Consider the following 25406-nt stretch of genomic DNA (forward strand, 5'->3'; position numbering starts at 1 on the left):
GGCTCAGGCGGTGCGGCGGATGAGCAGGACGTGATCGGTGACTTCGGCGGTGTGCCCGCCTGGGCCGGTCGCAATCCGGCGGGGCGCGTCGGCCCGTTCGACCTGCCACGTCGCCGGGTCCAGATCGATACCGGCGGCGACGTCCCGCGGGGTCGGGTACCGGACGTTCGGAACTTGGTCCCACCACCACGGTGCGGTGGAGCCGTGGTCGACGACCAGCAGCCGTCCGCCCGCGCGCAGCGCGTGCGCGGCCGCGCGCAGGACGGTTGCCCGGTCCAGGTCGAAAGCGGTGTGCAGGTAGTGGGCGCAGATCAGGTCGAATTGGCTCTGCGGGAAGGATTTACGCAGGTCATGCTGCTCGGCGACGACCCGGTCAGCTACGCCGCGCGAGTGGGCCAGGTCGGCGAGTCGCTCGACCGCCACGGCCGAGATGTCGACGGCCGTGACGTGCCATCCCCGGCGGGCGAGCCACAGGGCGTCGCCGCCATCGCCGCATCCGAGGTCCAACACCCGGCCGGGCGGCAGGTCCGTAACCGCTTCGGGGAGACGGTAGTTCGGCTGCGGGTCGGTGGCTGCCGGGCGGGTCGCGTAGACCTCGTCCCAGAACGTGACCGCGTCGGTGGTACCCATCGAGGCTCCTTCTGTCGAGACACGTTCAGTCTCGCCAGGCTCGCCACGGTTTGGCACGAAAACTTGCGGTTCTGGCAAGATCGTCGCGTGGACCGCGAAACGGAAGACGTGCTCGACGTCGTAGGGCCGCGGCTGCGTGCGCTGCGCCGCGACCGCGGCATCACCCTCGCCGACCTCGCGGCGACGACCGGAGTATCGGAGAGCACCCTGTCCCGGTTGGAAAGTGGTCAGCGCCGGGCGACCCTCGAGTTGCTGCTGCCGCTGGCCCGCACCTACGACGTCCCCCTGGACGACCTCGTCGGTGCCCCGCGCACCGGCGACCCTCGGATTCATCTGAAGCCGATCCGGCGGTTCGGCATGATCTTCGTTCCGCTGTCCCGGCGACCGGGTGGGGTGCAGGCGTTCAAAATGATCATCCCGGCTCGGCCGGAACCGCTGGAACCGACTCCGCAGACGCACGAAGGCTTCGAATGGTTGTACGTCCTCAACGGTCGCCTGCGGCTGGTGGTCGGCGAGCGCGACCTGACGTTGCCACCCGGGGAGGCAGCCGAATTCGACACTTCCCTGCCGCATTGGCTGGGTAGCGCCGACGGTGGAGCGGTCGAACTTCTCATCCTGTTCGGCCTGCAAGGGGTGCGTTCGCACGTGCGCCCCGGCGCAGCGCCCCGCTGACGGCGCGGGTTCAGAACCGGGCGCCGCCTAGCAACCAAGCGCCTCGTCGCCAGCGTTCCCGTCCCGGCGGGCGAACGCCATCCCCGCGGGCGACTAGCCCACAGAGAACTGATCTCCGCGCGCCGGGCTTCGAGATCTGGTCTCGGTCAACGATTTTCGGGCCGTACCCCCATCCGCGCGGCGGCCTTCGTTGGGGCTCCTTCACAATCTTTCGCCGTGGCCGTGGCCGTGGCCGTGCGCCGACCGGCGCGAAGGCGATATGCATCGTGTCGATCAGTTCGGCGTCGAGGAACTCCCGGACCGTGGCGACCCCGCCGCCGATTCGCACGTCCTTGCCGGTCGTAGTTCTTCCCTGGCCCTCGCTGCGGGCTGAATTTGTTGCGCCCCACGATTTCTGCGCCGATGTTGTTGGTGAGGTAGCGAGTGCAGTAGTCGTCGAGGCCGTAGGTTCCGCCGGGGTCGGTGCGGTTAAGCCAGTGGGCGGTGGCGCCCGCCCACGAGAAGAGCGCACCTGGATCGGCATGGCCGATGGTACGTCCCGCCGGGGACGCAGTTGCACGGCCTTACTTGAGTGAGTAAATTGTTACTTGTGCGAGTAATAGAGGAATCCGCACCGCTGTCTCCGGCGGCCGCGGAGCGGCGCAGGCAGATCGTGGCCGCGACGATCGAGGTGTTGGCCGAGTCCGGTTACGCGCAGACGTCATTCGCGAAGATCGCGAAGCAGGCCGGTCTCAGCAGTACGAGGCTGATCTCCTACCACTTCAGTGGCAAGGAAGAGTTGATGCGGGCCGTCGTGCTTGCGGCGAAAGACGCTGCGATGGAGTTCATTCGGCCGCGCGTTCTGGCCGCGCCGGGGCGGCGGGCATGGCTCGCGGCGTATATCACTGCCAATATGGACTTCATGCGAGAGCGGACCGCCGTCCTGCGAGCCCTGATCGAGCTCAACAGCAACGCGCGAGCCGCCATCGGGGAACCGTTCCTCGACGATACCGGCCTCGACTCGCCGCTGCCCCCGCTCGAGGAAGCCCTGCGTGACGGTCAGCGTGCCGGCGAGTTCGGCGATTTCGATCCCCACGTGATGGCAGTGGCGCTGCGTGCCGCCATCGACACCATCGCGATCCGGTACGCCGAACAACCGGCGATCGATGTCGAGTTCTACGCGACCCAGCTGGCAACGCTGTTCGATCGCGCGACCGCTGCCGAAAGCTCTTGAAAAGCTGATCTATTCGGGAAATGCTCGAACTATCGTCAACCGAAGGAATGGAAATGGAACTGCACTCCGGACAGGTCGCAGTGGTGACCGGTGCCGCCAGCGGGATCGGCCGAGCGGTGGCGCAGGCACTGTGTACGCGCGGATTACGAGTAGTGCTCGCCGACATCGACAGTGACGCGATAGCGAAAGTCGCCGACGAGCTCGGCCCCGATACCATCGCGGTGCCAACGGATGTCGCCGATCCGGCCCAAGTGCAGCGGCTGGCCGACACCACTCTGGAGCGCTTCGGCAGGGTCGACCTGGTGTTCAACAACGCCGGAATCGGTGTGGGCGGACCGATCTGGCTGGTGGAACCTGAAGACTGGCAACGAATCTGGTCGGTCAATGTGCAGGGTGTCGTGAACGGGATGCGCGCCTTCGTCCCGCACCTGATCGCGGCAGGGCGGGGACACGTCATCAATACTTCGTCGCTGGCGGGCGTCACGACCGGACTGTTCAACGCGCCGTACACCGCGAGCAAGCACGCGGTGGTCTCGTTGACGGAGGCACTCCACGGCGAACTGAGCGTGTTGGCGCCCGGGATCGGCGTCACCGTGGTGTGTCCGGGGCCGGTCGATACGCCGATGTTGCGCGGCGCAATCGACGGCATCGGATCACTGGTCGGCGAAGCCGATTCCGTTCCGCCGCAGCCCAGCGAGGGGTGGTTCGGCTCGCTCACCGCCGAACAATGGGAACGGTTCGTCCCCGCGCTCGGCGCGATCACCCAGTTGGCGGACGAGGTCATGCCCGCTGCCCGTGCCGCGGAGATCATTCTGGCCGCGGTCGAGGCGGACCGCCTCTACGTCACTACCCATCCGCACTGGGCGACACATGCCAGCGATCGAGTCGCGAAGATCGTTGCCGACATGCAGGCGTCCGGTTAGCCGCGGTTATTGCGCATCCACGGCGAGTGTCCCGAACCGGGTGACATTGGCGTGGTTGTGCCCGTCGGCGCTGGTGATCACGACCTCGGATGGGTTGGTGAGGGCGATGGCACAGTAGTTGTCACGATCTTGCTGAACACTGATGGACAGCAGGCGTCGATCAGTGGCCTGCTGCCACTCTTCCATGCAGTCGTACAACCCGCGCATGGAGGGATTTTCGAAGTAGACGAGATTGCGCTTGTTCATGTCCGACATGAGACCGGTCTCCATTCGTGTGTTAGGGGAGGCCGCGACGCCAACCCTTACATCCATCGTAGACGACCCGAAAAGTATTCTAACGCAATATGTTTCGGACTCTTGGTCGGATGACGCACTCGCGTGTGACCCGCCTCGGACCAAGTTCGGCCCGATGCACACAGAGGACGTCGACCCGTTCCCCGGACCCGGTGTGGCCGTGTGATCGAGCGTGTCTGGTGCTGCCAGAATCAATGGGCTGTGGTAATGGTTGAGGAAGAAACGGCCCTCGATGTGCGGGCCATGAGTTCGGGGGAGCTATGACAGCGATAGCCAAGTTCGGTGCGATTTCGCTCGACAGCAAGGATCCGCACCACCTCAGCCAGTTCTACCGTGCGTTGCTGGATTTCGAGGTTCGGTACGAATCCGAGGAGCTGGTTGTGCTTCAGGGTTCGGGGGTGATGCTGACGGTCGAGCGAGTGGTGGACCACCGACCCCCGGACTGGCCCGGCAACGAGGTGCCCAAGCAGATGCATCTCGATCTCTTCGTCGACGATCTGGATATCGCCGAGCGAGCGGCGATCGAGTGCGGCGCGAGCAAGGCTGGATTTCAGCCTTCCCCCGATCGCTGGCGGGTGCTCCTCGACCCTTCGGGACATCCCTTCTGCCTGACTCACGCACCTGACTCAGGCGAGTGAGTCACTGTGCTGTGTGTCGGCACCGGCCCGGCATGATGGCCGCATGGAGTCCAGCCAGCGAAGCGAGCCACCCCAAGTGGCCGGCGAGCGCGAGACGCTCACCGGCTTTCTGCAATTCCAGCGAGACACGTTGGCCTGGAAGTGTTCCGGGCTCACTCCGGAGCAGCTGCGGCGGCAGGCCGTACCGCCTTCGAAGCTCTCGCTCCTCGGGCTGGTCCGCCATCTGACCGACGTAGAACGAACATGGTTCACCCGTGTTCTCGCAGGCGTGGAGGCGCCGGCGCTGTACTGGCGCGAGGACCCCGCCGAAGACACCGACTTCGTTGTCGAAGACGCCGACCCCGACGAGTCGATGCGGTTGTGGCGCAACGAATGTGCTCGCTCCGATGAAATCGTGGCCGCTGGCAAGCCGCTCGACAGCGTCGGCGTCCGGCAACCGAGTGGCGAGACCTACACCCTTCGGTGGATCCTCACGCACATGATCGAGGAGTACGCCCGCCACAACGGACACGCGGATCTGCTTCGCGAAAGCATCGACGGCCGAACCGGCGAATAGCGGCGAGGCGACCGGTCTTGACCTCGAGTGCCTGGCGCGGACCAGGCGAGGTGCCGGGCGTGGGTCACCGAGCATCGGGCTCGGCGTTCCGGGGTCGGCTGTTCGATTGTGGTCGACGGGGGTTCTGTTGTGCCGGGTCGATTTCGAGTGCGAGTTGGAGTTGCCGGGCCCACCAATGCACGTGCGTGGTCGAGTCGTTTGCTGCGGAACCGGTGAGCCCGGCGCTGCGGCGGAAGTCGCTGCCGTAGAGGGCTTCTGTTGCCATGGCTTGGTGGAGGGCGGCGACTGCGTGGCGCGTGTCGTCGATGGAGCTTTCCGGTGGCCGAAGGCGATGGAGGGCGTCGACGACCGGGTCGAGCATGCCGCTGCCCGGGTCGTGCCATCCCGCAGCTCGCAACGCCACCGCTAGTTCGCCGTAGCCGCGCCGGTACAAGGTTTCGAGGGACTCGACGAGCTCGAGGAGGTCGGCGCCGTGGTCCAGCCACGCTGCGAGGACGTCCTGCAGCGCGGTGCGAAGCTGGCGTCCGCCGTGTCGAAGGAGCTCGGCGAGCAGCTTCTCGCGATTGCCGAAATGGTGCGTGACGCCGGCGTCGGTCATGCCGACCCGCGCGGCTACCGCGCGGACCTGCACGGCGGCAACGCCGCCCTCGGCGAGCAGCGAAGCGGCAGCGTCGAGGATCAACCGCCGAGCCTCGTCCGGCGGCCTTCGCACTCTCGAGGTGGTCACCGTCGGTATCCTACCTTGACACACCAAGGTCACTCTCCGTAATCTACCTTGGCAGGCCAAGGTAGAGCGAAGGCGAACGTCCCGGGTCGAAATCACAGTGTCGTGGGGGACGTTGGCCGAGTGGGAGTTGGAGCGCCTTGCCGCCTAGTAGTCCAACATCCTGCATTGCCGCTGCCGTTAACAGGAAAGACCGCTGCCTGCTGTATGGGAGGTGGGTGACCGGCTCACTGGAGGGGAGAGCCGGTCATCCGCCGCCATACGAAACTCCCGAATTGACCTGTCTGCCAAAGGTATTCGGAGGTGCCGCCTGCGTCACGGGCTGGCGGCGAGATGCGCCACTGTCGACCGGTACCGCGGAGTGGTTCGGCTCGGCTTCGATGGCAAGCCACCGGTCCCGGCCTGCGGCTGAATCTCTAGCGAGAAGCGTTGCGGTGCAGTGGATCCCGAGAAACCCACCGGGCGGCCCGCTATGGCCGTTGTGCGGGCAGTGGTAGCAGCTCCGGCCAACGAGCGAGCATGCCCTCGCGTATACCCTCGACAAGCCGCCCGAAGTCCTTCAGTTCGCCGCTTCCAGCGACCATCTGGCCGACAACCCGGAGACGGTGGAGCAGCCGCTGCCGGGCGGTCGCGGTACCCCATTCCCAATCTCGGTGCGGGACTTCGGCCAGGTGATCGATGGTCATCCGCTGAGCCCGCTCGACCAGGGCGTCGCCGCGTAGCAGCCAACCGGCGCACGCGTCGGTGAGATCGCCGGAAACCTCGATGCCGGTGGCGTTACGCCAGGCCGTTCGGTAGGCGCTCTCGGCCGCGTCCAGTAGTGCCGGAGCCGGTGCGGTGGCACACCAGCAGGTCGGGAAACCGATGCGAAGGTAGGCCAGTTCCACGAGTCCATTGCCCAACGTGGCCTGTTCGAAGTCGATGAACCGCACACCTGCGCTGGTGTGCATGTCATTGCCGGGGCAGGGGTCGCCGTGCAGCAGAGCATTGCTCGGCATTCGAATCAGGCGGTCCACCAGGCTGTTCAGCTCGGCTCGCACTCCGGACGGCATCGTCACACCGAGCGTTCGGGCCAGTCCGAGAAACGAGTCGATGTCATGGCGAGACGGACCCGCCCAGGTCGGCAGACCGACCGCGGCGTGGGTGCCGGGAGCCGCATGCAGCCGGGCCAGCGCCGTCGCGTAGTCGACCATCCAATCCTCGCGCGGCTCTTGGTGTTCCAAGTGCTCCAAGACCAGCACGCGCTCGTCCGGATCGGTACCGAGAAGCATCGGCACCACGGGCGGATCGACCCTGCCCGCGAGCTGCAACGCAGCCACCTCGCGGTCATACCCATCGCCGGCTTCCGGCCCGCCGACGAGCTGCTTGACCACCACAGGTGTGCCGGACAGCTCGGCCCGCCATACTCGTGACCGCGGACTGCTGCCCAATCTGCGAACCCGTCGGGGCGTACCCAGTTCAGCCCTGAGCTTGTCCCCGAACGGCAATGGTGACCACACGAGCCGATCCTTCCACGCGCGTGAACGCTATTGCAGCCAGAGGCACGGTGCGCTGGGCGCCTCGTTCGTCCAGTGGATGCACGAACCCGACGTGCTCCGCCGCCTGGTCGACTCCGCTGTCGTCATGAGATTCATTGCCCCGCAAGACGTCCGCCCATCATGGCCACTGCCGCAACTCGCCGCCTTGGTCCCGCACGGCACGTGTCGAGCACACCCGTGAACAGCGCCGCCAGTGCGTCAGAAGGGCGTTCAGTTCGTCGGCGAACACACCGAAGCGTTGATCAAGGCGCTGCTGCGCACTATCTGGGAATTGCAGACCGATGTGGAGCGCTGGCCCGCGTGGCAGCAACCCGTCACCAGCATCAAGCGGCTGGATCAGGGGCCGCTGCGGGAAGGCTCGCGTTTTCAGTGGGCGACGCCCGCCACCGCCACGACCCCCGCCACCACCCTGGTGATCACGTCCTCTGTGCAGCAAGTGCACCCCGACAGCTGGATTCGCTGGAGCGGACCCGCGGTCGGCGACGGACTGGGCATCGACAACGGCGTCCACGTGTGGACCTTCACCGAGTTCGACGGCGGCGTGCTGGTGCGCACCGAAGAGAACTGGTCCGGCGCACAGGTCGAAGCCGACGTACCCACCTCCACCGCATTCCTCGGAGCGGGCCTAGAAGCCTGGCTGAAGGACCTGAAGGCCGCCGCCGAAGCCCGCCGCTGAAGCCCTGCGACAACGTTGCGGTGGTCATCACGCTGATCGGCACCCTGCGCGACACCCGTCGGCGCGCACTGCGCTGGTGGGCTGCCGCCCTTGCCGCGGCCTACGCGATTCCACTCATTCTCTGGGCGATCGGACCCGAGCGCGCTCCCAGTCTCTCGAAGGACATGCACCCGCTCCTCGCCGCGCTCATCGTCGCCGTCGCCACCGGCTATCACGTCGTGCGCCTGCGCTCCCGAGCCCTGCGGCCCTCTGGATAGTCCACCAGCACAGCGGTATTCGCGCCACGACGACCGCTGCCGTGCCGCCACCACCAACTGATCTTCAGGTAGCAGTGCAGAGGGCAACGTCGACGACTCGCATGACATCGTCCGCGGCCCTGTCGGTCTCGGGGACCTGGTTGACGCTCACCGTGACCGAGCGGCCGTCGCTGGTGACGTCGCCGCGAGTCTCGAAACCGTCGATGTCACCACCGTGGCCCCAACTGTCTTTGCCGCACGGCAGTCGGCGATGTATCAGGCCGAGCCCGTAGCCGACCGGCGGTCCCGGATCCGTTGTGGGGACAGTGCGTTTCATCTCGGCCAGCTGCGCGGGTGGCAGCAGTATTCCGTCCAGGAGCGCGATGAAGAAGCGGTTGAGGTCCGCGCCGGTCCCGATCATCGCTCCCGCCGCACCTGCCGAGGACACGTTCTGGCTGGTGTAGTCGACCCGTTTGCCGCCGATTTCGCTGTAGCCGAGGGGATGTGGACCGCGGATGTCGGTTTCGTCAGGGTCCGGATAGTAGGTGTCGCGTAAGCCGAGCGGTTCGATGATGCGGCGGGTGATCTCCGCGCCGACCGAGCGTGCGGTGATCCTCTCGATCACCATTCCGGCGAGAACATAGTTGGTGTTGGAATATGCCCACTGTGTTCCGGGTTCGAAATCGGCAGGTGCGGTCAGGGCATTGCGCACCACTTCGGTCATATCCACGGTCTGCCACCGCGCCTGTTCGCTCGTGTAGTCGATTTGGCCCGGCTGAGGCGGCGCCCCGAGCTCTGCCGCGTAGTCCGGTAGTCCGCTGGTGTGCTGCAACAGGTTTCGGATAGTGATCCGGTTCCCGTCGATGCCCGGCCCACGAACGACACTTGGCAGGTACCGTTCTACCGGCGCATCCAGTTCGACCTTGCCCTCGGCGGTCAACTGCAGCATGACCGTCGCCACGAATGTCTTGGTATTGCTGGCGATTCGGACTCGGGCGTTGTCCTGGAAGGGTGTGCCACGTTCGAGATCGCCTAGTCCCGCGGAAGCGGTCCAGACTCGGCCGTGATCGGTGACAACGACTCGAGCGCCAGGCAAGTGGTGCTCTGAGATCAACTGGTGCAGGGCCGCAGTGACTTTCGCACGTCCGGCTTCGGCGGTCGGCTCGGTCCGATCGGTTGCTGTGGAACAAGACGCCGCCATGACGGCCACCAATGCTCCCACCACGGTGGCCGACAATCGATCGAAGTGTGGCAACGCCATATCGGTCCTTCCGGTCAGTGAGTGTGTCGTTCACAGCGCCTGCGCGCCTGCCCGGTTCGACTGAAGGTCGATAGGCGGTGGGTCCGCATAGCCAGGATCGTCTGTGCGGCAAGCGGGTTGGCCCGCCGACCTCGAGGCCAGGGGGGAGTTGCAAGCCTGGCGAGCAAGAACCGAGACCGGGGGGCTATTCGGCGATCAACCGATCCCACCTGCGGCGGGGTGCCCGTCCCGTCGGGGATAATCGCCTGTCCTCGACGGTAGGGGCAGTCGAGAATCAGGTATATCCCCCAACTAGCTGAGCTTTTCAGCTGATCGGCTGGACTCGAAGCCGCCAGTATGCCTGTGCGGGCTCCCGCGCGACGAGGAGAACGCGGTCGGCCAACTGGCGAAACACACTGCGCGGACTCGGTGTCTTGGGTGCGGGCGGAGCCGGTGGCACCGGTGGGGTCGGCGGACCGGTCGGTGGCTCTGGCGGAGCCGGTGGCGCGGGCGGTAACGGCGGTAACGGCGGTACCAACGGCTCAGGCACTGCGGGCGCTCCCGGCGGGGCAGGCGGCCTCGGCGGTAACGCCATCGCCGTCGATACCGGCGGTGCGGGCGGGCGTGCGGGCAACGGCGGCAACGCCTCCGGCGCTCACAACAACGGCGGCGCGGGCGCACGTGGCGGCAACGGCGGCAGCGGATCCGTCGGGACCGGCGGCGCGGGCGGTAACGGCGGCAACGGCGGAGCCAAGACCGGTAACGGCGTTATCGGTGCTTGCGGTCCTGCCGGCATCGGCGGCCCCGGCCTGGTCGCAGGCGCTCCCGGCAGCGGCGGCACCGGCACCGGCACCTGCTGAGAAAGGTTCCCGTAACTGAATACACCGAGCCACACCGCGCGATTGCGCCGTGTGGCTCGCTCAGCGGCGTTCAGGCCTTGATGAACTCGAGCAGGTCGGCGTTCAACTGGGCCGCATGAGTGATCATGATGCCGTGCCCCGTGGCCGGATACTCCTTGTAGACGCAATCCGCGAGCAGCTCTTTGGTGACGCGTCCGCAGAGCTCGATGGGTGCCGAGGCGTCGGCGTCGCCGTGAATCACCAGTGCGGGCAGCGTGATCGCGCGTAGCTCATCGCGCAGATCGGCGGTGTAGACGGTATTCATGATCTCGTCGGCCGCCAACAGCGAACAGTCCATGCATTTCTGGACCATCCACGCGATGCGCGCCGAGGACACCTGATTGCCGAGGTGGGTGGCGAAGAATGCCTGTGCGTTCTGTTCCATCCATAACGGTCTATCGGCTGCCCTCGCCGCATTCACGGCCTCGAAGACCGGCTGCGGAATGCCATTCGGATTGTCCGCGGCGTGGGCGAGATACGGCGCGGTCGCCGAGACCAGAGCAATGCGCGCGATCCGATCATTGCCGTGGCGAGTCAGATAGCGAATGAGTTCACCACCGGCCATCGAATGCGCGACCACGGTTACCCCGCGCAAGTCGAGGTGGGTCAGGAACGCGGCCAAGTCGTCGGCCAGCGAATCGTAGTCGTAGCCATGCCCCACCCAGTCCGATTTGCCATGCCCGCGCCGGTCGTAGGACAGGCAGCGCAGTCCGGCGCGGGTCAGCGGGAGCATCTGCAGTTCCCACGAGGTACTGCTCAGCCATCCCCCGGCCAGGAACAGCACCGGGTTCCCGCTACCCCAATCCTGATAGTGCAGCGTGGTGCCGTCGTGCGAGCTGAAGTATGGCATCTGGGTCTCTCCAATCATCCTGTGCCTGAACATCATCGACGACGCGCGATCATCAAGTCGATTACCTGATAGGTAATGAGATCTCGCGGCTTCCGGTAGCGGGTCCAGCCAGCGAGAACTACTGCGGCTCGAGTCCTGGTCGGCGAGCGAGACCCGGGCTGGTGGGCAACCCTGGTATCGGTCAGAGCTGCCCACCGCGGCCGCGAGAGGAACAATGGATTCACCGCTGTCGCAGCGGTTTTGGTCGGACTAGGCGGTTGTCCGCACCGGATCCTTGTCGGCCCTCGGTTCGTAGGTCTCCCAGAACGTCGCGCCGGGGATGTCCAAGGCTTTCGGATCGAACACGGGATCCAGGCCGGCCTTCTGTTGCCGCTCGTAGTCGCGCAGCGCCTTGTATGCCGGTTGCTGCAGGACGATGATGCCGATGATGTTGAGCCAGGCCATCAGTCCCACGCCGATATCGCCGAGGGTCCATGCCTCGGTCGCGGTCGAGACCGCGCCCGCTGCCACCGACGCCAGGATCAGCGCTTGCAGTACCAGGGTGGCGTTGGACCCGACGGTGCCGCGAATGAGCGGAACCGAGATCGGCGCGGCCTTGCCGCGTGCGATCGGGTCATGGCGATTCGGTCGCAGCGGTCAACTTGCCCTGCTGGTCGTTGTTGGCCAGTGCGGACAGTCTGTTTTCGACATGCGGCGGCAGGTCGGTGATGTTGAGCTGGGCGCCGTCTCTTTTTGAGTGGTCGATGAAGGTCAGCAATGCCTTCGCGCCCGACATATCCACGTATCCGACGTTGGCCAAGGACAGCGACAGTTCGGGATGGTCCGCGCGCAGCGTGGTGAAGCGGCCGTCGGCCGTTCTCCCACCGCTTCTGACGTTCACCACCGACCGGACGGTCGCACCGGCGCTGGCCAGACCGCCGAACAATCCGCTGGCGATATTGCCGAGTCCCTGGCCGATGAGTTCTTTGTTGCTGCGGTGCTGCGTGCCCGGGATGAACCGGATGAACGATCCGAGCCTGCACACATGCCGAGATTCATTGGGGCACTACGACTCCGGTCTCATCGTCGGCGCTGCACGCTGCGGTACCGACGTGACTGCGTGCCCTATATTGCCGAGCTGGGCGGCATGGGGCCGGGCATCGATTCGTATCGGAGTGCCGGGCGATTGTTACCTGATTCAGCGGAGGAGGTGGCCTAGGCGTTTGAACGTGCGTAGGACGGGGGTCGTTTCCAGGTGGGTGATGGCGGGCAGGGCGGCGACCTGGTTGGTGAGGTAGCGGTAGATCTCGTGGGAGTCCTTGCAGACCAAGGTCGCTGTCAGGTTGGTGGTGCCGGAGGTGGCGGCGACGAAGACGATGCCGGGGTGGGCTGCCAGTGCTGTTCCCGTCGCCTCGAGTTGGGCGGGCGGGACGGCGGCCCACAGGCGGGTTTCGGCGGTGTAGCCGAGGTAGGCGAGGTCGAACTCGGTGTAGAAGTGCAGGGCGCCGGTGGCGCGCAACTGGTCGATCCGGCGGCGGACCGTCGACACCGACCACCCGGTGGCGGTCGCCAGGTCGGCGAGGCCGATGCGGCCGTCCGCGGCGAGTACGTCGAGCAGGCGCTGGTCGTCGGGGTCGCAGTGCGGGAGGTCGGAGCCGGTGATGTTCGGGTCCGGGCCGAGTAGTTGTGCGTTGTCCGAGGGGAGCGTGTCGAGGATGCGGATCCGCCCGGGCGAACCGTAGAAGGTGTGCAGCAGGGAGTAGGCGGCGACGTCGAGCACCCGGCCGGTGCGTGGCAGGCGATCCAGGAGTAGTTCGGTGCTTTCCTCGGCCGCGCGTGCGCGGGTAATGCATTGCACCTCGGTGCCATTGGAGACGATCTGCACCCAGGCGGTGTCGGGGCGGCGCGCGAGTGCGGTGGCGACGGTAGGTGCGGCACCGGGGGCACAGCGCAGCCGCAGCATCCAACGGCCGTGACCGTAGTGGTTGGCGGGCGGCACGCCGACAACGCGTACCCGATCGGTCGAACGGAGCTTTCGATAACGACGCGCCACTGTCTGATCCGAGACGCCGAGTATCTCGGCGAGCCGACTGAACGGGGCACGGCCCTCCCATTGCAGCGCCTGTATCAGCTGCCGGTCGAGCTCATCGGCGACGTCGATTTCCACTCAGAGAAACCTAGTCCACGTCGAATATGCGTCAGAGATCGCTTGCTGACATGCCTGATCGCCTCGATCACCCGGAAAGTCGTCGAGAACTGATCACTGACGTCGGAAGGAATCTCGATGATGGGACGATGGCGACCGCTCACCGCGGTCTGCCTGGGCACGTTCATGCTGCTCGTGGACGTGAACATTGTGACGGTCGCGCTACCGGATATGGCCCGCGATCTCGACGCGTCGTTCGGCGGACTGCAGTGGGTGATGAACGTCTACGCCCTGGCGCTGGCGTCGTTGCTGATGGGTGCCGGAGCGGTCGCCGATCGAATCGGTCGGCGTCGGCTTTACCTCATCGGCACGGCGGTGTTCGCGCTGGCGTCGCTGGCTTGCGCGCTTGCCGGAAATACGGGGCTGCTCATCACCGCGCGCGCCGTGCAGGGGAGTGGCGCGGCGGCGATGTTCGCCACCACGGTGGCGCTGGTGAACTCTTCCTATCAAGGCCGGGATCGGAGCGTGGCGTTGGGTGTGTGGGCCGCGGTCAGTGGCGCCGCGTCCGGGATCGGACCGATCCTGGGCGGTTTGATCACCGAGCAGGCCGGATGGCGGTGGATTTTTCTGGTCAACCTGCCTGTCAGTGCGGTCGCGATAGTGATGACACTGCGCTCGGTGCACGATTCGCGCGACACCTCGGCACGTCCGGTAGACCTCCCGGGAGTGGCGCTGTTCGCTGTCGCCGCGGCGGCGCTGACTTATGGTCTCACCCGGGGCGCCGAGGACGGCTGGACAGACGCGGTGACGATGGGCGCTTTCGCGGCGGCTGTTGCGGCACTTGCCGCTTTCGCCGTTGTTCAGCTCCGCAGTGCCCACCCGCTGTTGGATGTCGAACTGCTCCGGCAGCGAGCGTTTGTCGGTGTGCTCATCGCATCACTGACGCTATCCGGGGCGGCGTTCGCTTCCCTGCTGTTCACATCCCTGTGGTTGCAGACCGTTCTCGACCTCTCCGCGATGGCGGCCGGACTGGCGATCCTGCCATTGCCCGCAGCGGTATTCATCACGTCGCTACTGGGCGGACGGCTGCTGCACCGAGTGCCCGCGCGATGGTCGATCGGAATCGGCCTGGCGCTGATCGGTATCGGCGGCCTGGCGCAAACAACCCTCGACACCGACTCGGACTGGACCGTCCTGCTACCGGGGTTGATGATCACCGGGATCGGTGCCGGGTTGGCCATGCCAGCCGTGACCGGCGCCGCGCTCGAGGCGGTGCCCGCCGAACGCGGCGGAATGGCCTCGGGAACGGTCAACGCACTACGCCAACTCGGTTACGCCCTCACCGTGGCAGTGCTAGGCGCGGTATTTCACGCCACCTCCACAGCCATCCCCACGCGCCCAGGTTTTGCCGCCGGATTGGACGCGGCTTACACCACTGCCGCGAGCATCGCGTTGGTCGGAGCCGCCGCTGTTATCGTCATGACCCGCCCCCGACGCGCCCCGGCGGTCCCGGCCGGTCTAATCGCGCCAGTCGATGAACCGGGAACTGGATTATCGATTGCTCCCGCCCGGAAATAGCAGAATGGTCAACCACCGCGCTCTTGCCAACCTGCCTCACTTCGCGGTGCCAGGTGGTCATCTGTCTGCACCGATCGGATCGCCGCTTGCGTGGCAACGCGTTTCGCCGCCGTACCTGGCGGCGGCACCCGAGCCGATCTAGTGGGACGGCTATGTAATACATTGTGGTGCAGCCCATCTCGGGGCCCCAATCGCCAACGACGGAGTAGGCGCAGGCGCATACTGTAGTAGTGTCAGTGGTTCTCGCGGCCGCCGCGATCGTAGTTTCACTCATTACGGTCGCTTACCAAGTGCGAAGCAATCGCAAGCAGGCACGGGAAAGTCATCGCGCGGAGCTGATCGCTTCGGCGTTTTTCGACCTGCTCGGCGGTTGGGCGCTCAATCGGAGGGCCCAGATCGAGCCTGCCGATCTCGAGCTACTACGAACCAGTGCGGCCCAGTTCTACACGGCGGCGTTTCGGTTGAGCGCGCTGGTAGAAGGCGAAACCCTGGAAGCACTCAAACGTTTCATGCGTGGTGGTGTGGACGAAAAATCGGAAGGTGAGGACTCGATGCAGGCCTTGTGGTCGCTGCACTGCACGGTCACCGAGTGTTTGGGCTACCGATCGGTGTCTCAGCGCGACGAGCTCGTCCAGATGTTCTGGCGCAGCGGCCGCAACGTTCCTTCGACGCTGCTCGGTTCGATCGAACCGACCTCCTTCGCAGATCTGTTGGCCGCCAGACCGGCACCGGTTGCCGACTCGGAATCGTGAGGCATCGGTCTGAGCCCCGCGAATTCCGGTCTGCGCCGGGTTCGCCGCAGGACGTCCCGGTGACGGATTCGACCCGACTCACCGTGGTGAGGTGAGGAAATGGCCGCGGTCGGGTTAATTCCTCGAAATCCCGCCCTCCTGCAAGTGTTGAACCTTGTACGGTCAGGGCATAGACACATGGCTGGACGCAGTGCGGCGTTGTCGGTGTGTGCTGCGGACGCCATGGAACCGATCACTGTCGGAGGAGTTCCCATCATGTCCGAGAAGCACAACCCGGAGATTCGCACCGATATCCCTGCCTCGGCGCGCATCTGGAACTACTGGATGGGAGGCACGGACAATTTCGAGATCGACCGGGTTATCGGCGATCAGAGCGCGGAGATCTATCCCGACATTCGCACAATGGCGGTGCAGTCCCGCCAGTTCCTCATCCGGGCCGTGAGCTGGGCCGCGCGCGAGGCGGGCATACGCCAATTCCTCGACATCGGTACCGGTTTGCCCACCATGCAAAATACCCACCAGGTCGCTCAGAGCATCGCGCCGGAGTCCAAGGTCGTCTACGTCGACCACGACCCGCTCGTGCTCACCCACGCCCGCGCCATGCTGACCGACACCACCAGCGAAGGCGTCACCTCCTATATCGATGCCGATTTCCGCACACCCGAGATCATCATCGCCGACGCCCAGAACATCTTGAACTTCGAATTACCGATCAGCGTCATGTTCATGGGCGTGCTCGGCCACATCGAATCGCACGATGAAATGCATCGCATCGTGCGGACGGTGATGGATGCGGTGCCTTCCGGCAGCTACCTCACCCTGTGGGATACCTCGGACGAGAACAAAGAGTTCGTGCACCTCTGCGACGAATACGCGAAAACTGGTGCGCTGCCGTACAATCCGCGCCCAGCCGAGCAGATCAAAGCCGCATTCGACGGCCTGGAGATGGTGGAGCCCGGTTTCGTGGAAATCACCGAGTGGCGCCCCGACAAGCCCGACACCGAGACCGGCCCCTCGGTGTACGCGTACGGAGCGGTCGCACGCAAACCATGATCTCTCCGTTGGCCGGGCACTACCCGTCGGTGGAACGGAACAGCAGGCCACGGTTCATGGCGACGACGACGGCATGAGTGCGGTCGCTGACATCGAGTTTGGCGAAGATGCGCAGGAGGTGGGTTTTCACCGTGGCCTCGGCGATGGTGAGGCGTTTGCCGATTTCGGGATTCGAGAGGCCGTCGGCTACCGCGTGCAGTACGTCGATTTCCCTGGCGGTCAGAGCGATCGGTTCGGGGCGGCGGATGCGGGCGACCAGGCGCTCGGCGATTCGGGGAGCCAAGACGGTGCGGCCGAGGGCCGCGGCCTGAACGGCTTCGACGAGTTGCTCGCGGGTGGTGTCTTTGAGCAGGTAGCCGATGGCGCCCGCTTCTACCGCGCGTTCGATGTCGGAATCGGTGTCGTAGGTGGTGAGGATCAGTACGCGGGTGGTGCTGCGACCGACGATCTCTCGGGTGGCGGCCACCCCGTCCAGCACCGGCATCCGCAGATCGAGCAGCGCCACGTCCGGTGCCAGCCGCTCGACGAGTTCGATCGCCGCGCTGCCATCCGCCGCTTCGCCGACGATCTCGATGGTCGGTTCGGCGGCCAGCAGGGCGACAATGCCCGCCCGCATCACCACGTGGTCGTCGGCGAGGATCAAGCGCAGCGGTACGGCCATGTCAGATCCCATCGTTCGCGGGTAGGAGGGCGAAGATTCGGGTGCCCTCGCCGGGCGAGCTGGTCACGGCGAGGTCACCACCGAGCTCGGCGATGCGGTTGCGCATGCCGTTCAGGCCGAATCCGCGTGCCGCATGCGGGGTGAACCCGTCTCCGTCATCGGTGATTTCGAGTTCGAGTCCGGCGAGGCCGCGGGCAAGGACAACGCTCACTGTGCTCGCCCCCGCGTGTTTGCGCACATTGGCCAGCGATTCCTGGGTGCAGCGCAACAGTGCGATCCGGGTGAGCTGGTCACATTCGACGTCCTGCAGTTCCGCGTGCACGATCAGCCCGGTGTCCTCGACGAACCGATCCAGCACGCGCCGCAGCGACTGCGCGATCGCACCGCCCGCCGCCGCGGTGCCGACGAGAACGCGTGCCTCCGTGAGGTTTTCGCGGGCGGTGCGCTCGATCGAGAGCAACTGTTTGGCACTCGTCCCCGGATCGGTGTCGATACCGCGCCGGGCCGCCTCCGCCAGCACGATGATGGAGGCGAAACCCTGGGCGAGCGTGTCGTGGATTTCGCGGGCGAGCCGTTCGCGTTCCTCCGCCGCGCCTTGGCGCTGGTGCGCCGCGGCCAACTCCGACTGGGTGCGTTCCAGTTCCGCGCTCAGCGCGCGGGCGCGTTCCCCGCCCTGCCTGACCACCCGGTCCATCCACAGTCCGAGCAGGGTGCCGCCGGCTAAGCCGAGCAGGGTGAACACGGCATTGCCTGGTGAAAAATGTGGCCCCGTGATGTTGCCGATCAGTGTCGCCGCCGCACCCGCGCCGGTCCAGCCGATCGCGCGCTGCGGGCTGGCGGTGTATATCCAGAACAGCGGCAGCGACACGATGAAGAATGCCGCGCCGCCGTCCAGCAGGATGGCCGACCCGCCGAGTACCAGGATCAGCAGAGCGAGGAAGCCGCTCGGCCGCACGACGGGATTGCGGGGGTACGCCAGCATGAGCAGATAGCCCGCGGCGAGCGCGGCCACCAGCACCCACGTCCCGTACTTCGTGGCGTCGGTCCGGTCGTGCACCGCGATCACCGGCGGACACAGGCCGAACAGCACCCAGCAGCCGATATACCACCGGCGCAGGGCCCGTATTCGGAACCGGTCGTCGGTACGCGGCGGCTGATCCATTCCGGTCAGCCTACTTTCACCGGCACGCGGCCCGCGCTGGTGACGGCAGGCCGGGCGGGCCACCAGGTTCGATCACCGAGCAGGAGCAGCAGCGCGGGCAGCAGCACGATCCTGATGACGAAGGCGTCGAGCAGCACGGCGGCCGCGAGCACGAACCCCATCTGCTTCATCTCCATGATGTGCAGCGGCACGAAGCTGGCGAAGACGGTGACCATGACGAACGCGGCACTGGTCACCACACCCGCCGAGCCGCCGACACCGGTGAGCACAGCCTGGCGGGTCGGCACACCGGCCAGCGCGATCTCCCGGATCCGGCTGATCACGAAGACCTGGTAGTCCATCGACAACCCGAACAGGATCACGAACAGCAGCAGCGGTATCCGGGAACCGATCGTGCCCGTCGAATCGAAATCGAGCAGACCTTCGGCCCACGTCTGCTGGAAGACCAGGGTCAGTAAGCCGAGCGACGCACCCGCCGAGAGCAGGTTCAGCACGACACCGACCAGGCCGAGGACAACGGAGCGGAAGGCCGCGACGGTCAGGGCGAAGGTCACCAGCAGCAGTGTCGCGATGATCAGCGGCAGCTTCCGCTTCTGGTGCTCCGGGTAGTCGGCGTGGCGGGCTACATCACCGGTCACCGCGAATTCCACCTCGGGCAGCGCGCCGACCGTGGCGGGCAGGTAGTCCGCGCGCAGTCGTGTGAGCGACTGCTGGGCGGCTCGGTCGCTGACGTGGTGTGGCACCGCCAATTCCAGCAGGCTGACTCGTCCGTCGGCTGAGGTGCGCAGTTCGGCGGTGCCCGCGAACGCTGGGTCGGTCGTCGCCCGTTCGGCCACCGCGCGCAGCGCCCCGGCCACCTCGTCGGCCCGTGCCGGGTCGGCAGCGACGACCACCTGATGCATCGACTTCAGTTCGGGGAAGGCGGCATTCAGCCGATCGAAGGTTTGCATGGCCGCGACGATGCGCGGGTGCGTCTCCCGCCCCATGTCGGTGAGCTGCAGGCCGAGCAGCGGAGCCGTGAGCGCGAGCAGGGCGAACACCGAGATAACCAGTGCGGCAACTGGATTCGCCGCCGTCCGGCGCAGCAGGAAACCGGTGATGCGGCCACCCTTCGTTTGCTCGCGGTGCGTAGCCGCGGGCCGCCCGGCGGCTTTGCGCGCTGCTCGTCGCTCGGCCCGATCGGTGAGCACCGTCAGCAGTGCGGGCAGCGCGGTGAGCGAGCTGACCACCGAGACCAGGGTGACGAGGATGGCGGCGGTCGCGATCGACGAGAAGATCACATCATCGGCGAGGTACATCGTCGCGGTCGAGACGGCGACGGCGAGCCCCGACACCACGACGGCCCGGCCGGAAGTCGCCGCGGCCAGTTCGACCAGCGCCCGCGAACCGAGCAACCCGCCGCCACGAGCCCGCTCCTCGCGCGCACGCTTCAGATAGAACAGGGTGTAGTCGACGCCGACCGCCAACCCGATCAGCAGGATGATATTGGTACCGATCCCGTTGTCGGGGAACACATGTGAGGCGGGCATCGACAACCCGATGGCCGCGACTATCGACGAGATGGCCAGCAGCAGCGGCACCAGCGCCATCGCCACCGAGCGGAAGACCACCAGCAGCGTGATCAGTGTTACCGGCAGCGCGATCATTTCGGTACGGGCCAGGTCGCGCCCGCGGAGCTCGTCGACACCGCTGCTGATGGACGGACTGCCGGTCTGCTCGATCCGCAGGCCCGGGTTGGCCCGCTGCACCTCGTCGGTCTGCGCGCGCAGCGGCGCGACATGTTTCTTGCCGTCGAGTTCCGCACCCGCCATGGTCACATCGACCCGGAGCGCCGTGCCGTCGACCGAATACACCGGTGCGGCTACCGATGCCACCTCGGGCAACGCCCGCATCCGGTTCATGATGTCTTGTGCGGCACTGTCGGCGGCGGCATCCAACCGCCCGGCACCGCTGATCAGTACCCGTTCCATCGGCCGCTGCGGTAGGCCACCGGCCGCGGCGATCGCCTCACCGCGGCCGGCCTCGCCGATCCAGAAATCCTCGGTGGCAGCGGGCTTCCCACCGATTCCGATCCCGGCTCCGAGGCACAGCGCCACGAACAAGAACCACCCGATAATGGCCCGCCACGGATGGTGAGCGCTCCAACCAGCTATGGCGACCAAACGATTTCGCATGTCGAGAATGCTGCTCGGTGACCTGGCACCGGCAACAGCCTCGACCGGTCGAACTTCGTGTCCACCGATCGGTGGACACGAGCGCTGGTCTATCAGCCGCCGGTCTTGGCGCCCGAGATCGATGCCGACAGACTCGCCAAGCAGGCTGCGAGGTTGATGCCCGGGTTCATGGGGTTGGTGTCGAGGCAATACTGCGGCCCCGCGACGGGCGCCGGCTCCGCGGCAGCGTGGGCCTCGAGCGGGATCTGCGCGCTCGCGGGCCCGAGTCCGGCCACGATCGCCGCGGCGACCACAGCGGTGCCGGTGCCGACGCGCAAGGTTGTTCGGAGGGTGTGTCGCATCTGTTCCTTTCGGCTTCGGAGCTTCCGAAGGCTGACAGAAATCTAGAACCACGATCGGCTGCCCGGTAACCCCGAAACTTCGGGGTGAGAGTCGTTGTGCCACTGCAAATATGGGCTTCGGAGTCGGTCCGGACACACTGGCTTCGCACTGCGCTGGGCCGGGACCGTCGGCGGAGCGCTCAGCTGGTGCACCGTCGGCTGCGATCCGGGTTGACCCCTCACCTGTGGTGCTACCGAGCGAGTTTCATCGAAGACACCACTCCCATCCGATGCCATCGCAGCCAGAACTCCGTAACTTCTTGGATGTCCAGTAAGGGCGGCGCACGGTATGTCCGGGAAAAGAGGTTCGGAAACGGTGTACGACTGTCGGGCAAGCCAAATGCATACCGCACGGTCGATAGTTTTACACCGACCGAGTGTCGGTAACAACAACAACTACTATGGCCCGGCCGTATTTCAGATTTGCCGCATTCTGCTGGGCCGCACCCCCGAAAGATCGGGGCTCGACGGCGAGCACCCGCGCCGCCTAGCATTACCGAGGGGGAATAGAAGGCCGTACCGCGGACGGTCTTGTTGCGGTGCGTCTACCATTGATCGATAGATTACTCCCGGGGGGAGAACCTATGACGACCAATCGTATCGATTTGTCGGCATTACCACCAGCAACTTTCGGTCCGGCGATGGGCATTCAGGGATTTGCCCTCGTCACCTACTTCGCATCCGATGCCTTGCATGGGATCGCCACGGCGATGTCGCTGTTTTCGCTGATACTGCTTCTCGCGGTTTCCCTGCTGCACGGCATCAAGTATGCGCGATATCCACGGCATGCGTTGCAGGATCTGCGAACGCCCGCGCTGATGTCGTTCTACGCTCAACCGGCGGTCACGATTTTGTTGGCGGCAGAGGTCTTTCACACATCCGCGGCGCGATTCGCCGCGGCGCTGACGCTCGTGGGTACCGGCCTCGCGGTGCTCACCGCGGCCGGACTGACGGTGGCGCGGACTCGAGCGCCGGATACACAAGTGACGCCGCCGCAGCTGATCCCGTGGATCGCCGTCTTGATGGTCCCCATTACCGCGCACGCCTATGTGGACGCGCGGTTGTGTTGGCTGGTAGTCGGTCTCGCCGTGGCGGGCATGGCCCAGGCGCACCTGGTTTCACCTGCAACTGGTTCAGTGCTTCCGCCGCAGTTGGCGCCGACAACCACGATCGACCTCGCGGTCCCCGCGGTGCTGTGTATCGACATAGTCGTGCTCACCCCCGGCAACCCGCTCGCCGTCATCATTCTCGGTGGCGCCTGCTATGTGCTGGTGCGGCAGCTGGCCCGGATCGACCGGTTGGTGTCGACCCCCTTCGGATTGTCCTGGTGGGCTTTCACTATGCCGTTCTCGGCACTGGTCCTGGCGCTGGCCGCGGTGCTCCGGCCGGGCGGGCCGTGGTGGTTCATCGTGTATTTCGGGGCGGTGGTGAACGGACTCATCGTTGCCTGGGTGAGTTTCCGGACCGTCGCCGGTCTATTTGCCGGACAGCTGATTCCGATGAAACAGGAACCGCTGCTGCTGCCTCGGAAACAAGCCGACGCTGCCGCATAACAACACCCACGGGTGTCCATCCAGAAATGCTTTAGAGCAATGCCTTCAGCGCGCCCTGTGCCGCTGAGTTTATTCGAGAAGGAAACATCGTGCGTAGTGCACTATTCGTCGTCACCAATGTGGAGCGGGTTCCCGGCTTCCCCAAACCCACGGGATTCGATATCCGTGAAGCGGCGGCCGTGTGGTCCGTCCTGCAAGACTTCGACTATCAGGTCTCGTTCGCCTCGCTACTCGGCGGCACCGCCAACGGTGTCCTGAAGGGCGAAATCACCGATCCCATCAATTCTTTCATCCATAGTTTCAGCGAAAACCTCGCCGTCCCGACGTCGACCGTGCGGTCGCACTTCGAACACCATTACGACCTGGTGTATTTCGTCGGCGGGCTCGGCTGCATGTGGGACTTTCCGTATAAGACCGACTTGCACACGCTGATTCACTACTCCCTGGTCCGGGGCGCCAGGATCGCCTCGATCTGCCACGGACCCGCGGCGTTCCTCGGCCTGACCGACACGCTGGGCACCGCGTTCACCGCCCGCCGACACCTCACCGCGTTCTCCGACGCCGAGGAAATCAGCCGCGGCGTGCTGGACCTGCTGCCCTTTTCGCTGCAGCAAGCGTTGATCGCCACCGGTGCCTACTACTCCCGCGCGGGGGACGGGCAGTCCCACGTCGTAGTGGACGGCCCGTTGATCTCCGCCCAGAATCCCGCCTCCCTCCCTGAATTCAGTGCCATTTTGGCCACGAACGCCGCCCTGGAAAGGACCATGCAATGACCACCGCCCTGGCACCACAACCGATGCAGGCCAGACGAATCGTCGTCGGCGCCAAGGCCGCCGATTTCGCGGCCATCCGCGATCTGGTCACCAGCGAGACCCCGATCCTGCACGAGTCGCACAGCGACGACCTGTCGCAGGTCGTCGTGAAGCCGTGGGGTCATGAGTCCCGCGTCTACGCCGATCCGGTCTACGACCTGTGGCACCTGTGCATCGTCGACGGCGCCGAAACGTCCATGCACGCGCACCTGCGCAAGACCACCGAGCTGTTGTGCCTGTCCGGTAGCGGGGTGTTCGACACCTTGGGTGGGTCCTACGAGGTCACGGCGGGGACAGTGATGACGATCGGCCCGGGAGCGTTTCACCGAACCCGTTCCACCTCTGCGGAATTGCATCTGATCGAGGTGGAGCACCCGCGCAACAAATTCGATCTGCTCCGGCTCGGCGACCGATACGACCGATCGAAGACCACCTACGAGTCCAAGGTCACCACCGCCGGGGAATCGAAACTGAAAGAGCTCCGCCAAGTTCCGCACACCCAGCTGCGTCGGATCAGTACCGCGGGGAAGTTCGAGTTCACCCTGCGCACCGGCATGGACATCTTCTACACCCCACGACCGAACGAATTGTTCTACGTGCCTACCGGATTCGAGGCATTCATTTCCCGCCATCCGGTGCTGCCATCGGTGCCCGGAGTCAAGACACCGGTGCTCACCGACCAAACGTACCTGGCGATCTCCGCCAGGTAATCCCTTCTGTTCCAACGAAATACGAAAGTAGGACCGATAACGATGCCACGCGCAGTCATCATCACCGCCCAGGGGTTCCAGGACCACGACGTCATCTACACCTGGTATCGCTGCAAAGAAGAGAACTGGGACGTAGACATTGCCACCAAGGACGGCCGGCCCGTCATCGGCAAGTACGGCACACCGCTGCCGATGGACAAGACCGCCGGACCGCTGGTGTCCTTCGACGACCTCGACGTCGACGAATACGACGCGGTGCTGCTCACCGGCGGACACGAAGCCCCCGACCGGGTGCGGCAGGACAAGCGCGCGACCGGCTTCGTCGCCGACATGGCCGCGACGGGCAAGGTGGTCGCCGGGCTGTGCCACGGGCCGTGGATCATGGTGAGTGCGGGAGTCCTGCACGGCCGCCGGGCCTGCGCCTACATCGGACTGCGTGATGACGTGATCAATGCGGGCGCCGATGTCGTCGATGCCGACGTCATCGTCGACGGCAACATCATCACCTGCTCGTACTACGCCTACGTCGGCAGGTTCATGCAGGCGGTGTTCGAGACCACCAAGAAATTGGCGGCGGCGTGAACCCCGCGCCGCGCCTATTGCTGCTGGACTTCGACGGAGTCATCGCCGACTCGGTCGACGAATGCGCCGCCGTCACCTGGTTCGCGGATCAGGAGCCGTCACAGCTGTCGCTGCGGCAGCAATTCGAGGCCATCCCGCCGACGTTCATCGACCGGTTCCACCAGCTACGCCCGTTCAGCCGGACCTTGGATGACTTCTTCGTCGCCAAGGCCGCTCCGGACGAACCGGTCACCAGCCAGGCGGAGTTCGACCGATTGAAGACCGCTATTTCGGATGCCGAGCGCAGTGACTTCGTCGCCGCGGCCACCGCGGTGCGGCACCGTTGGCGAGCTACCCGCCGTGGCGAGTGGCTCGGCGCGCACACCGTCTTCGACGGCGTCGCGAGGACATTGCGGCGCTACTCCGGCAACGTGTACGTCATCACGGCCAAGGACGCGGAATCGAGCATCGAGATCCTCGAGTATTTCGGCTTGGACAAACATGTCGCAGGCGTCATCGGCGACGTCAGCGACAAGGCGCTGGCGGCGCGGTGCCTGTGCCTGGGCCGTGGTGTGTCGACGGAGGAGGCGTTGTTCATCGATGACAACCTGACCAATGTCGCTCGGGTCCAGTCGGCGGGTGTGCCGAGCCGGTGGGCCCGGTGGGGCTGGACCACCGCCGAGCACGAATCCGCCGCGGTAGCACAGGGACTCGTTGCGATGGAGCTGTCGGAATTGGCCGCGCTATGAGGTGAAGCCGAGCTATGAGGTGAAGTGGTGAGTCGGGCGCCGTCGGT

At 65.7% G+C, this 25406-nt stretch carries 28 protein-coding genes and 2 pseudogenes; 16 read left to right on the plus strand and 14 right to left on the minus strand.

Features of this window, described 5'->3' with window-relative positions:
- Positions 1 to 3 precede the first annotated feature (3 nt).
- Positions 4 to 630: an SAM-dependent methyltransferase gene (locus tag ACFK0J_RS15025; protein ID WP_378740558.1), complete on the minus strand. Its 627-nt coding sequence runs from the start codon at positions 628 to 630 to the stop codon at positions 4 to 6.
- 87 nt (positions 631 to 717) lie between these two features.
- Here ACFK0J_RS15025 and ACFK0J_RS15030 point away from each other — a divergent pair, with 87 nt between their 5' ends.
- Positions 718 to 1302 (plus strand): helix-turn-helix domain-containing protein, encoded by a 585-nt coding sequence (locus ACFK0J_RS15030; RefSeq protein WP_378740560.1) that lies wholly within the window; start codon positions 718 to 720, stop codon positions 1300 to 1302.
- 241 nt (positions 1303 to 1543) lie between these two features.
- Here ACFK0J_RS15030 and ACFK0J_RS15035 read toward each other — a convergent pair.
- A pseudogene (locus tag ACFK0J_RS15035) lies at positions 1544 to 1838 on the minus strand (deaminase); the annotation flags it as partial.
- Between the two features lie 53 nt (positions 1839 to 1891).
- Between ACFK0J_RS15035 and ACFK0J_RS15040 the strand changes: the two are divergent.
- The gene (locus ACFK0J_RS15040; RefSeq protein WP_378740562.1) at positions 1892 to 2515 is read left to right on the plus strand and encodes a TetR/AcrR family transcriptional regulator; all 624 of its coding nucleotides are present in this window, start codon (positions 1892 to 1894) and stop codon (positions 2513 to 2515) included.
- A gap of 53 nt (positions 2516 to 2568) precedes the next feature.
- Positions 2569 to 3438, plus strand: a complete 870-nt coding sequence (locus ACFK0J_RS15045) for an SDR family oxidoreductase (RefSeq protein ID WP_378740564.1) — start codon at positions 2569 to 2571, stop codon at positions 3436 to 3438.
- 6 nt (positions 3439 to 3444) lie between these two features.
- Here ACFK0J_RS15045 and ACFK0J_RS15050 read toward each other — a convergent pair whose 3' ends face one another.
- Positions 3445 to 3693: a hypothetical protein gene (locus tag ACFK0J_RS15050; RefSeq protein WP_378740566.1), complete on the minus strand. Its 249-nt coding sequence runs from the start codon at positions 3691 to 3693 to the stop codon at positions 3445 to 3447.
- Positions 3694 to 3992: 299 nt separating this feature from the next.
- Between ACFK0J_RS15050 and ACFK0J_RS15055 the strand changes: the two genes are divergently transcribed.
- Together ACFK0J_RS15055 and ACFK0J_RS15060 are read left to right on the plus strand one after the other, a co-directional pair.
- A complete protein-coding gene (locus ACFK0J_RS15055) occupies positions 3993 to 4370 on the plus strand; it encodes a VOC family protein (protein ID WP_378740568.1) in 378 nt (125 codons plus the stop codon).
- Positions 4371 to 4413: 43 nt separating this feature from the next.
- Positions 4414 to 4926 carry a DinB family protein gene (locus tag ACFK0J_RS15060; RefSeq protein WP_378740570.1) on the plus strand — a complete coding sequence of 171 codons (513 nt, stop codon included), beginning with the start codon at positions 4414 to 4416 and terminating at the stop codon, positions 4924 to 4926.
- Between the two features lie 64 nt (positions 4927 to 4990).
- Here the strand turns inward: ACFK0J_RS15060 and ACFK0J_RS15065 are convergent, their stop codons facing one another.
- On the minus strand, positions 4991 to 5653 hold the full coding sequence (locus tag ACFK0J_RS15065; protein WP_378740573.1) for a TetR/AcrR family transcriptional regulator: 663 nt from the start codon (positions 5651 to 5653) through the stop codon (positions 4991 to 4993).
- Positions 5654 to 6120: 467 nt separating this feature from the next.
- A complete protein-coding gene (locus ACFK0J_RS15070) occupies positions 6121 to 7149 on the minus strand; it encodes a phosphotransferase (protein ID WP_378740575.1) in 1029 nt (342 codons plus the stop codon).
- A 232-nt stretch (positions 7150 to 7381) separates the two neighbouring features.
- Here ACFK0J_RS15070 and ACFK0J_RS15075 point away from each other — a divergent pair, with 232 nt between their 5' ends.
- Together ACFK0J_RS15075 and ACFK0J_RS15080 are read left to right on the plus strand one after the other, a co-directional pair.
- Positions 7382 to 7864 carry an SRPBCC family protein gene (locus ACFK0J_RS15075; protein ID WP_378740577.1) on the plus strand — a complete coding sequence of 161 codons (483 nt, stop codon included), beginning with the start codon at positions 7382 to 7384 and terminating at the stop codon, positions 7862 to 7864.
- Positions 7865 to 7884: 20 nt separating this feature from the next.
- Complete coding sequence (locus ACFK0J_RS15080) at positions 7885 to 8121, plus strand: hypothetical protein (RefSeq protein ID WP_378740579.1); 237 nt, start codon at positions 7885 to 7887, stop codon at positions 8119 to 8121.
- Positions 8122 to 8185: 64 nt separating this feature from the next.
- Here the strand turns inward: ACFK0J_RS15080 and ACFK0J_RS15085 are convergent, their stop codons facing one another.
- A complete protein-coding gene (locus ACFK0J_RS15085) occupies positions 8186 to 9361 on the minus strand; it encodes a serine hydrolase domain-containing protein (RefSeq protein WP_378740582.1) in 1176 nt (391 codons plus the stop codon).
- Positions 9362 to 9774: 413 nt separating this feature from the next.
- On the opposite strand from ACFK0J_RS15085, the gene ACFK0J_RS15090 reads away from it, so the two are divergent.
- Positions 9775 to 10200 (plus strand): hypothetical protein, encoded by a 426-nt coding sequence (locus ACFK0J_RS15090; protein ID WP_378740584.1) that lies wholly within the window; start codon positions 9775 to 9777, stop codon positions 10198 to 10200.
- A gap of 70 nt (positions 10201 to 10270) precedes the next feature.
- On the opposite strand, the gene ACFK0J_RS15095 is transcribed toward ACFK0J_RS15090, so the two are convergent.
- The 4 genes and pseudogenes from ACFK0J_RS15095 to ACFK0J_RS15110 all read right to left on the minus strand — a co-directional run bounded on the left by ACFK0J_RS15095 (position 10271) and on the right by ACFK0J_RS15110 (position 13235).
- Positions 10271 to 11089 carry an alpha/beta fold hydrolase gene (locus ACFK0J_RS15095; RefSeq protein WP_378740586.1) on the minus strand — a complete coding sequence of 273 codons (819 nt, stop codon included), beginning with the start codon at positions 11087 to 11089 and terminating at the stop codon, positions 10271 to 10273.
- Between the two features lie 249 nt (positions 11090 to 11338).
- A pseudogene (locus ACFK0J_RS15100) lies at positions 11339 to 11689 on the minus strand (alanine:cation symporter family protein); the annotation flags it as partial.
- A gap of 13 nt (positions 11690 to 11702) precedes the next feature.
- Positions 11703 to 12113 (minus strand): SulP family inorganic anion transporter, encoded by a 411-nt coding sequence (locus tag ACFK0J_RS15105; RefSeq protein WP_378740588.1) that lies wholly within the window; start codon positions 12111 to 12113, stop codon positions 11703 to 11705.
- A 153-nt stretch (positions 12114 to 12266) separates the two neighbouring features.
- On the minus strand, positions 12267 to 13235 hold the full coding sequence (locus ACFK0J_RS15110; RefSeq protein ID WP_378740590.1) for an Lrp/AsnC family transcriptional regulator: 969 nt from the start codon (positions 13233 to 13235) through the stop codon (positions 12267 to 12269).
- A gap of 117 nt (positions 13236 to 13352) precedes the next feature.
- Here ACFK0J_RS15110 and ACFK0J_RS15115 point away from each other — a divergent pair, with 117 nt between their 5' ends.
- The 3 genes from ACFK0J_RS15115 to ACFK0J_RS15125 all read left to right on the plus strand — a co-directional run bounded on the left by ACFK0J_RS15115 (position 13353) and on the right by ACFK0J_RS15125 (position 16597).
- Positions 13353 to 14792 (plus strand): MFS transporter, encoded by a 1440-nt coding sequence (locus ACFK0J_RS15115; RefSeq protein WP_378740593.1) that lies wholly within the window; start codon positions 13353 to 13355, stop codon positions 14790 to 14792.
- Positions 14793 to 15028: 236 nt separating this feature from the next.
- Entirely contained in the window at positions 15029 to 15544 is a 516-nt protein-coding gene (locus ACFK0J_RS15120) for a hypothetical protein (protein ID WP_378740595.1), read from the plus strand.
- 255 nt (positions 15545 to 15799) lie between these two features.
- Complete coding sequence (locus ACFK0J_RS15125; RefSeq protein WP_378740597.1) at positions 15800 to 16597, plus strand: SAM-dependent methyltransferase; 798 nt, start codon at positions 15800 to 15802, stop codon at positions 16595 to 16597.
- Positions 16598 to 16616: 19 nt separating this feature from the next.
- On the opposite strand, the gene ACFK0J_RS15130 is transcribed toward ACFK0J_RS15125, so the two are convergent.
- From ACFK0J_RS15130 to ACFK0J_RS15145, 4 genes are all read right to left on the minus strand, one after another.
- Positions 16617 to 17258 carry a response regulator gene (locus ACFK0J_RS15130; RefSeq protein WP_378740599.1) on the minus strand — a complete coding sequence of 214 codons (642 nt, stop codon included), beginning with the start codon at positions 17256 to 17258 and terminating at the stop codon, positions 16617 to 16619.
- A 1-nt stretch (position 17259) separates the two neighbouring features.
- A complete protein-coding gene (locus tag ACFK0J_RS15135; RefSeq protein ID WP_378740601.1) occupies positions 17260 to 18420 on the minus strand; it encodes a sensor histidine kinase in 1161 nt (386 codons plus the stop codon).
- A 5-nt stretch (positions 18421 to 18425) separates the two neighbouring features.
- Positions 18426 to 20594 carry an MMPL family transporter gene (locus tag ACFK0J_RS15140; protein ID WP_378740603.1) on the minus strand — a complete coding sequence of 723 codons (2169 nt, stop codon included), beginning with the start codon at positions 20592 to 20594 and terminating at the stop codon, positions 18426 to 18428.
- Between the two features lie 92 nt (positions 20595 to 20686).
- Complete coding sequence (locus tag ACFK0J_RS15145) at positions 20687 to 20935, minus strand: hypothetical protein (RefSeq protein WP_378740605.1); 249 nt, start codon at positions 20933 to 20935, stop codon at positions 20687 to 20689.
- Between the two features lie 623 nt (positions 20936 to 21558).
- Between ACFK0J_RS15145 and ACFK0J_RS15150 the strand changes: the two genes are divergently transcribed.
- From ACFK0J_RS15150 to ACFK0J_RS15170, 5 genes are all read left to right on the plus strand, one after another.
- Positions 21559 to 22527 carry a hypothetical protein gene (locus ACFK0J_RS15150; RefSeq protein ID WP_378740607.1) on the plus strand — a complete coding sequence of 323 codons (969 nt, stop codon included), beginning with the start codon at positions 21559 to 21561 and terminating at the stop codon, positions 22525 to 22527.
- A gap of 89 nt (positions 22528 to 22616) precedes the next feature.
- Positions 22617 to 23300 carry a type 1 glutamine amidotransferase domain-containing protein gene (locus tag ACFK0J_RS15155; protein ID WP_378740609.1) on the plus strand — a complete coding sequence of 228 codons (684 nt, stop codon included), beginning with the start codon at positions 22617 to 22619 and terminating at the stop codon, positions 23298 to 23300.
- Positions 23297 to 24049 carry a cupin domain-containing protein gene (locus ACFK0J_RS15160; protein WP_378740611.1) on the plus strand — a complete coding sequence of 251 codons (753 nt, stop codon included), beginning with the start codon at positions 23297 to 23299 and terminating at the stop codon, positions 24047 to 24049. Before ACFK0J_RS15155 ends, ACFK0J_RS15160 begins: the two co-directional genes overlap by 4 nt.
- A 42-nt stretch (positions 24050 to 24091) precedes the next feature.
- A complete protein-coding gene (locus ACFK0J_RS15165) occupies positions 24092 to 24631 on the plus strand; it encodes a DJ-1/PfpI family protein (protein WP_378740613.1) in 540 nt (179 codons plus the stop codon).
- Positions 24628 to 25359: an HAD family hydrolase gene (locus tag ACFK0J_RS15170; RefSeq protein WP_378740615.1), complete on the plus strand. Its 732-nt coding sequence runs from the start codon at positions 24628 to 24630 to the stop codon at positions 25357 to 25359. The genes ACFK0J_RS15165 and ACFK0J_RS15170 overlap by 4 nt, the downstream gene beginning before the upstream one ends.
- Positions 25360 to 25406 lie beyond the last annotated feature (47 nt).

The organism is Nocardia brasiliensis (genome assembly GCF_042691675.1).
Lineage (GTDB): Bacteria > Actinomycetota > Actinomycetes > Mycobacteriales > Mycobacteriaceae > Nocardia > Nocardia brasiliensis_D.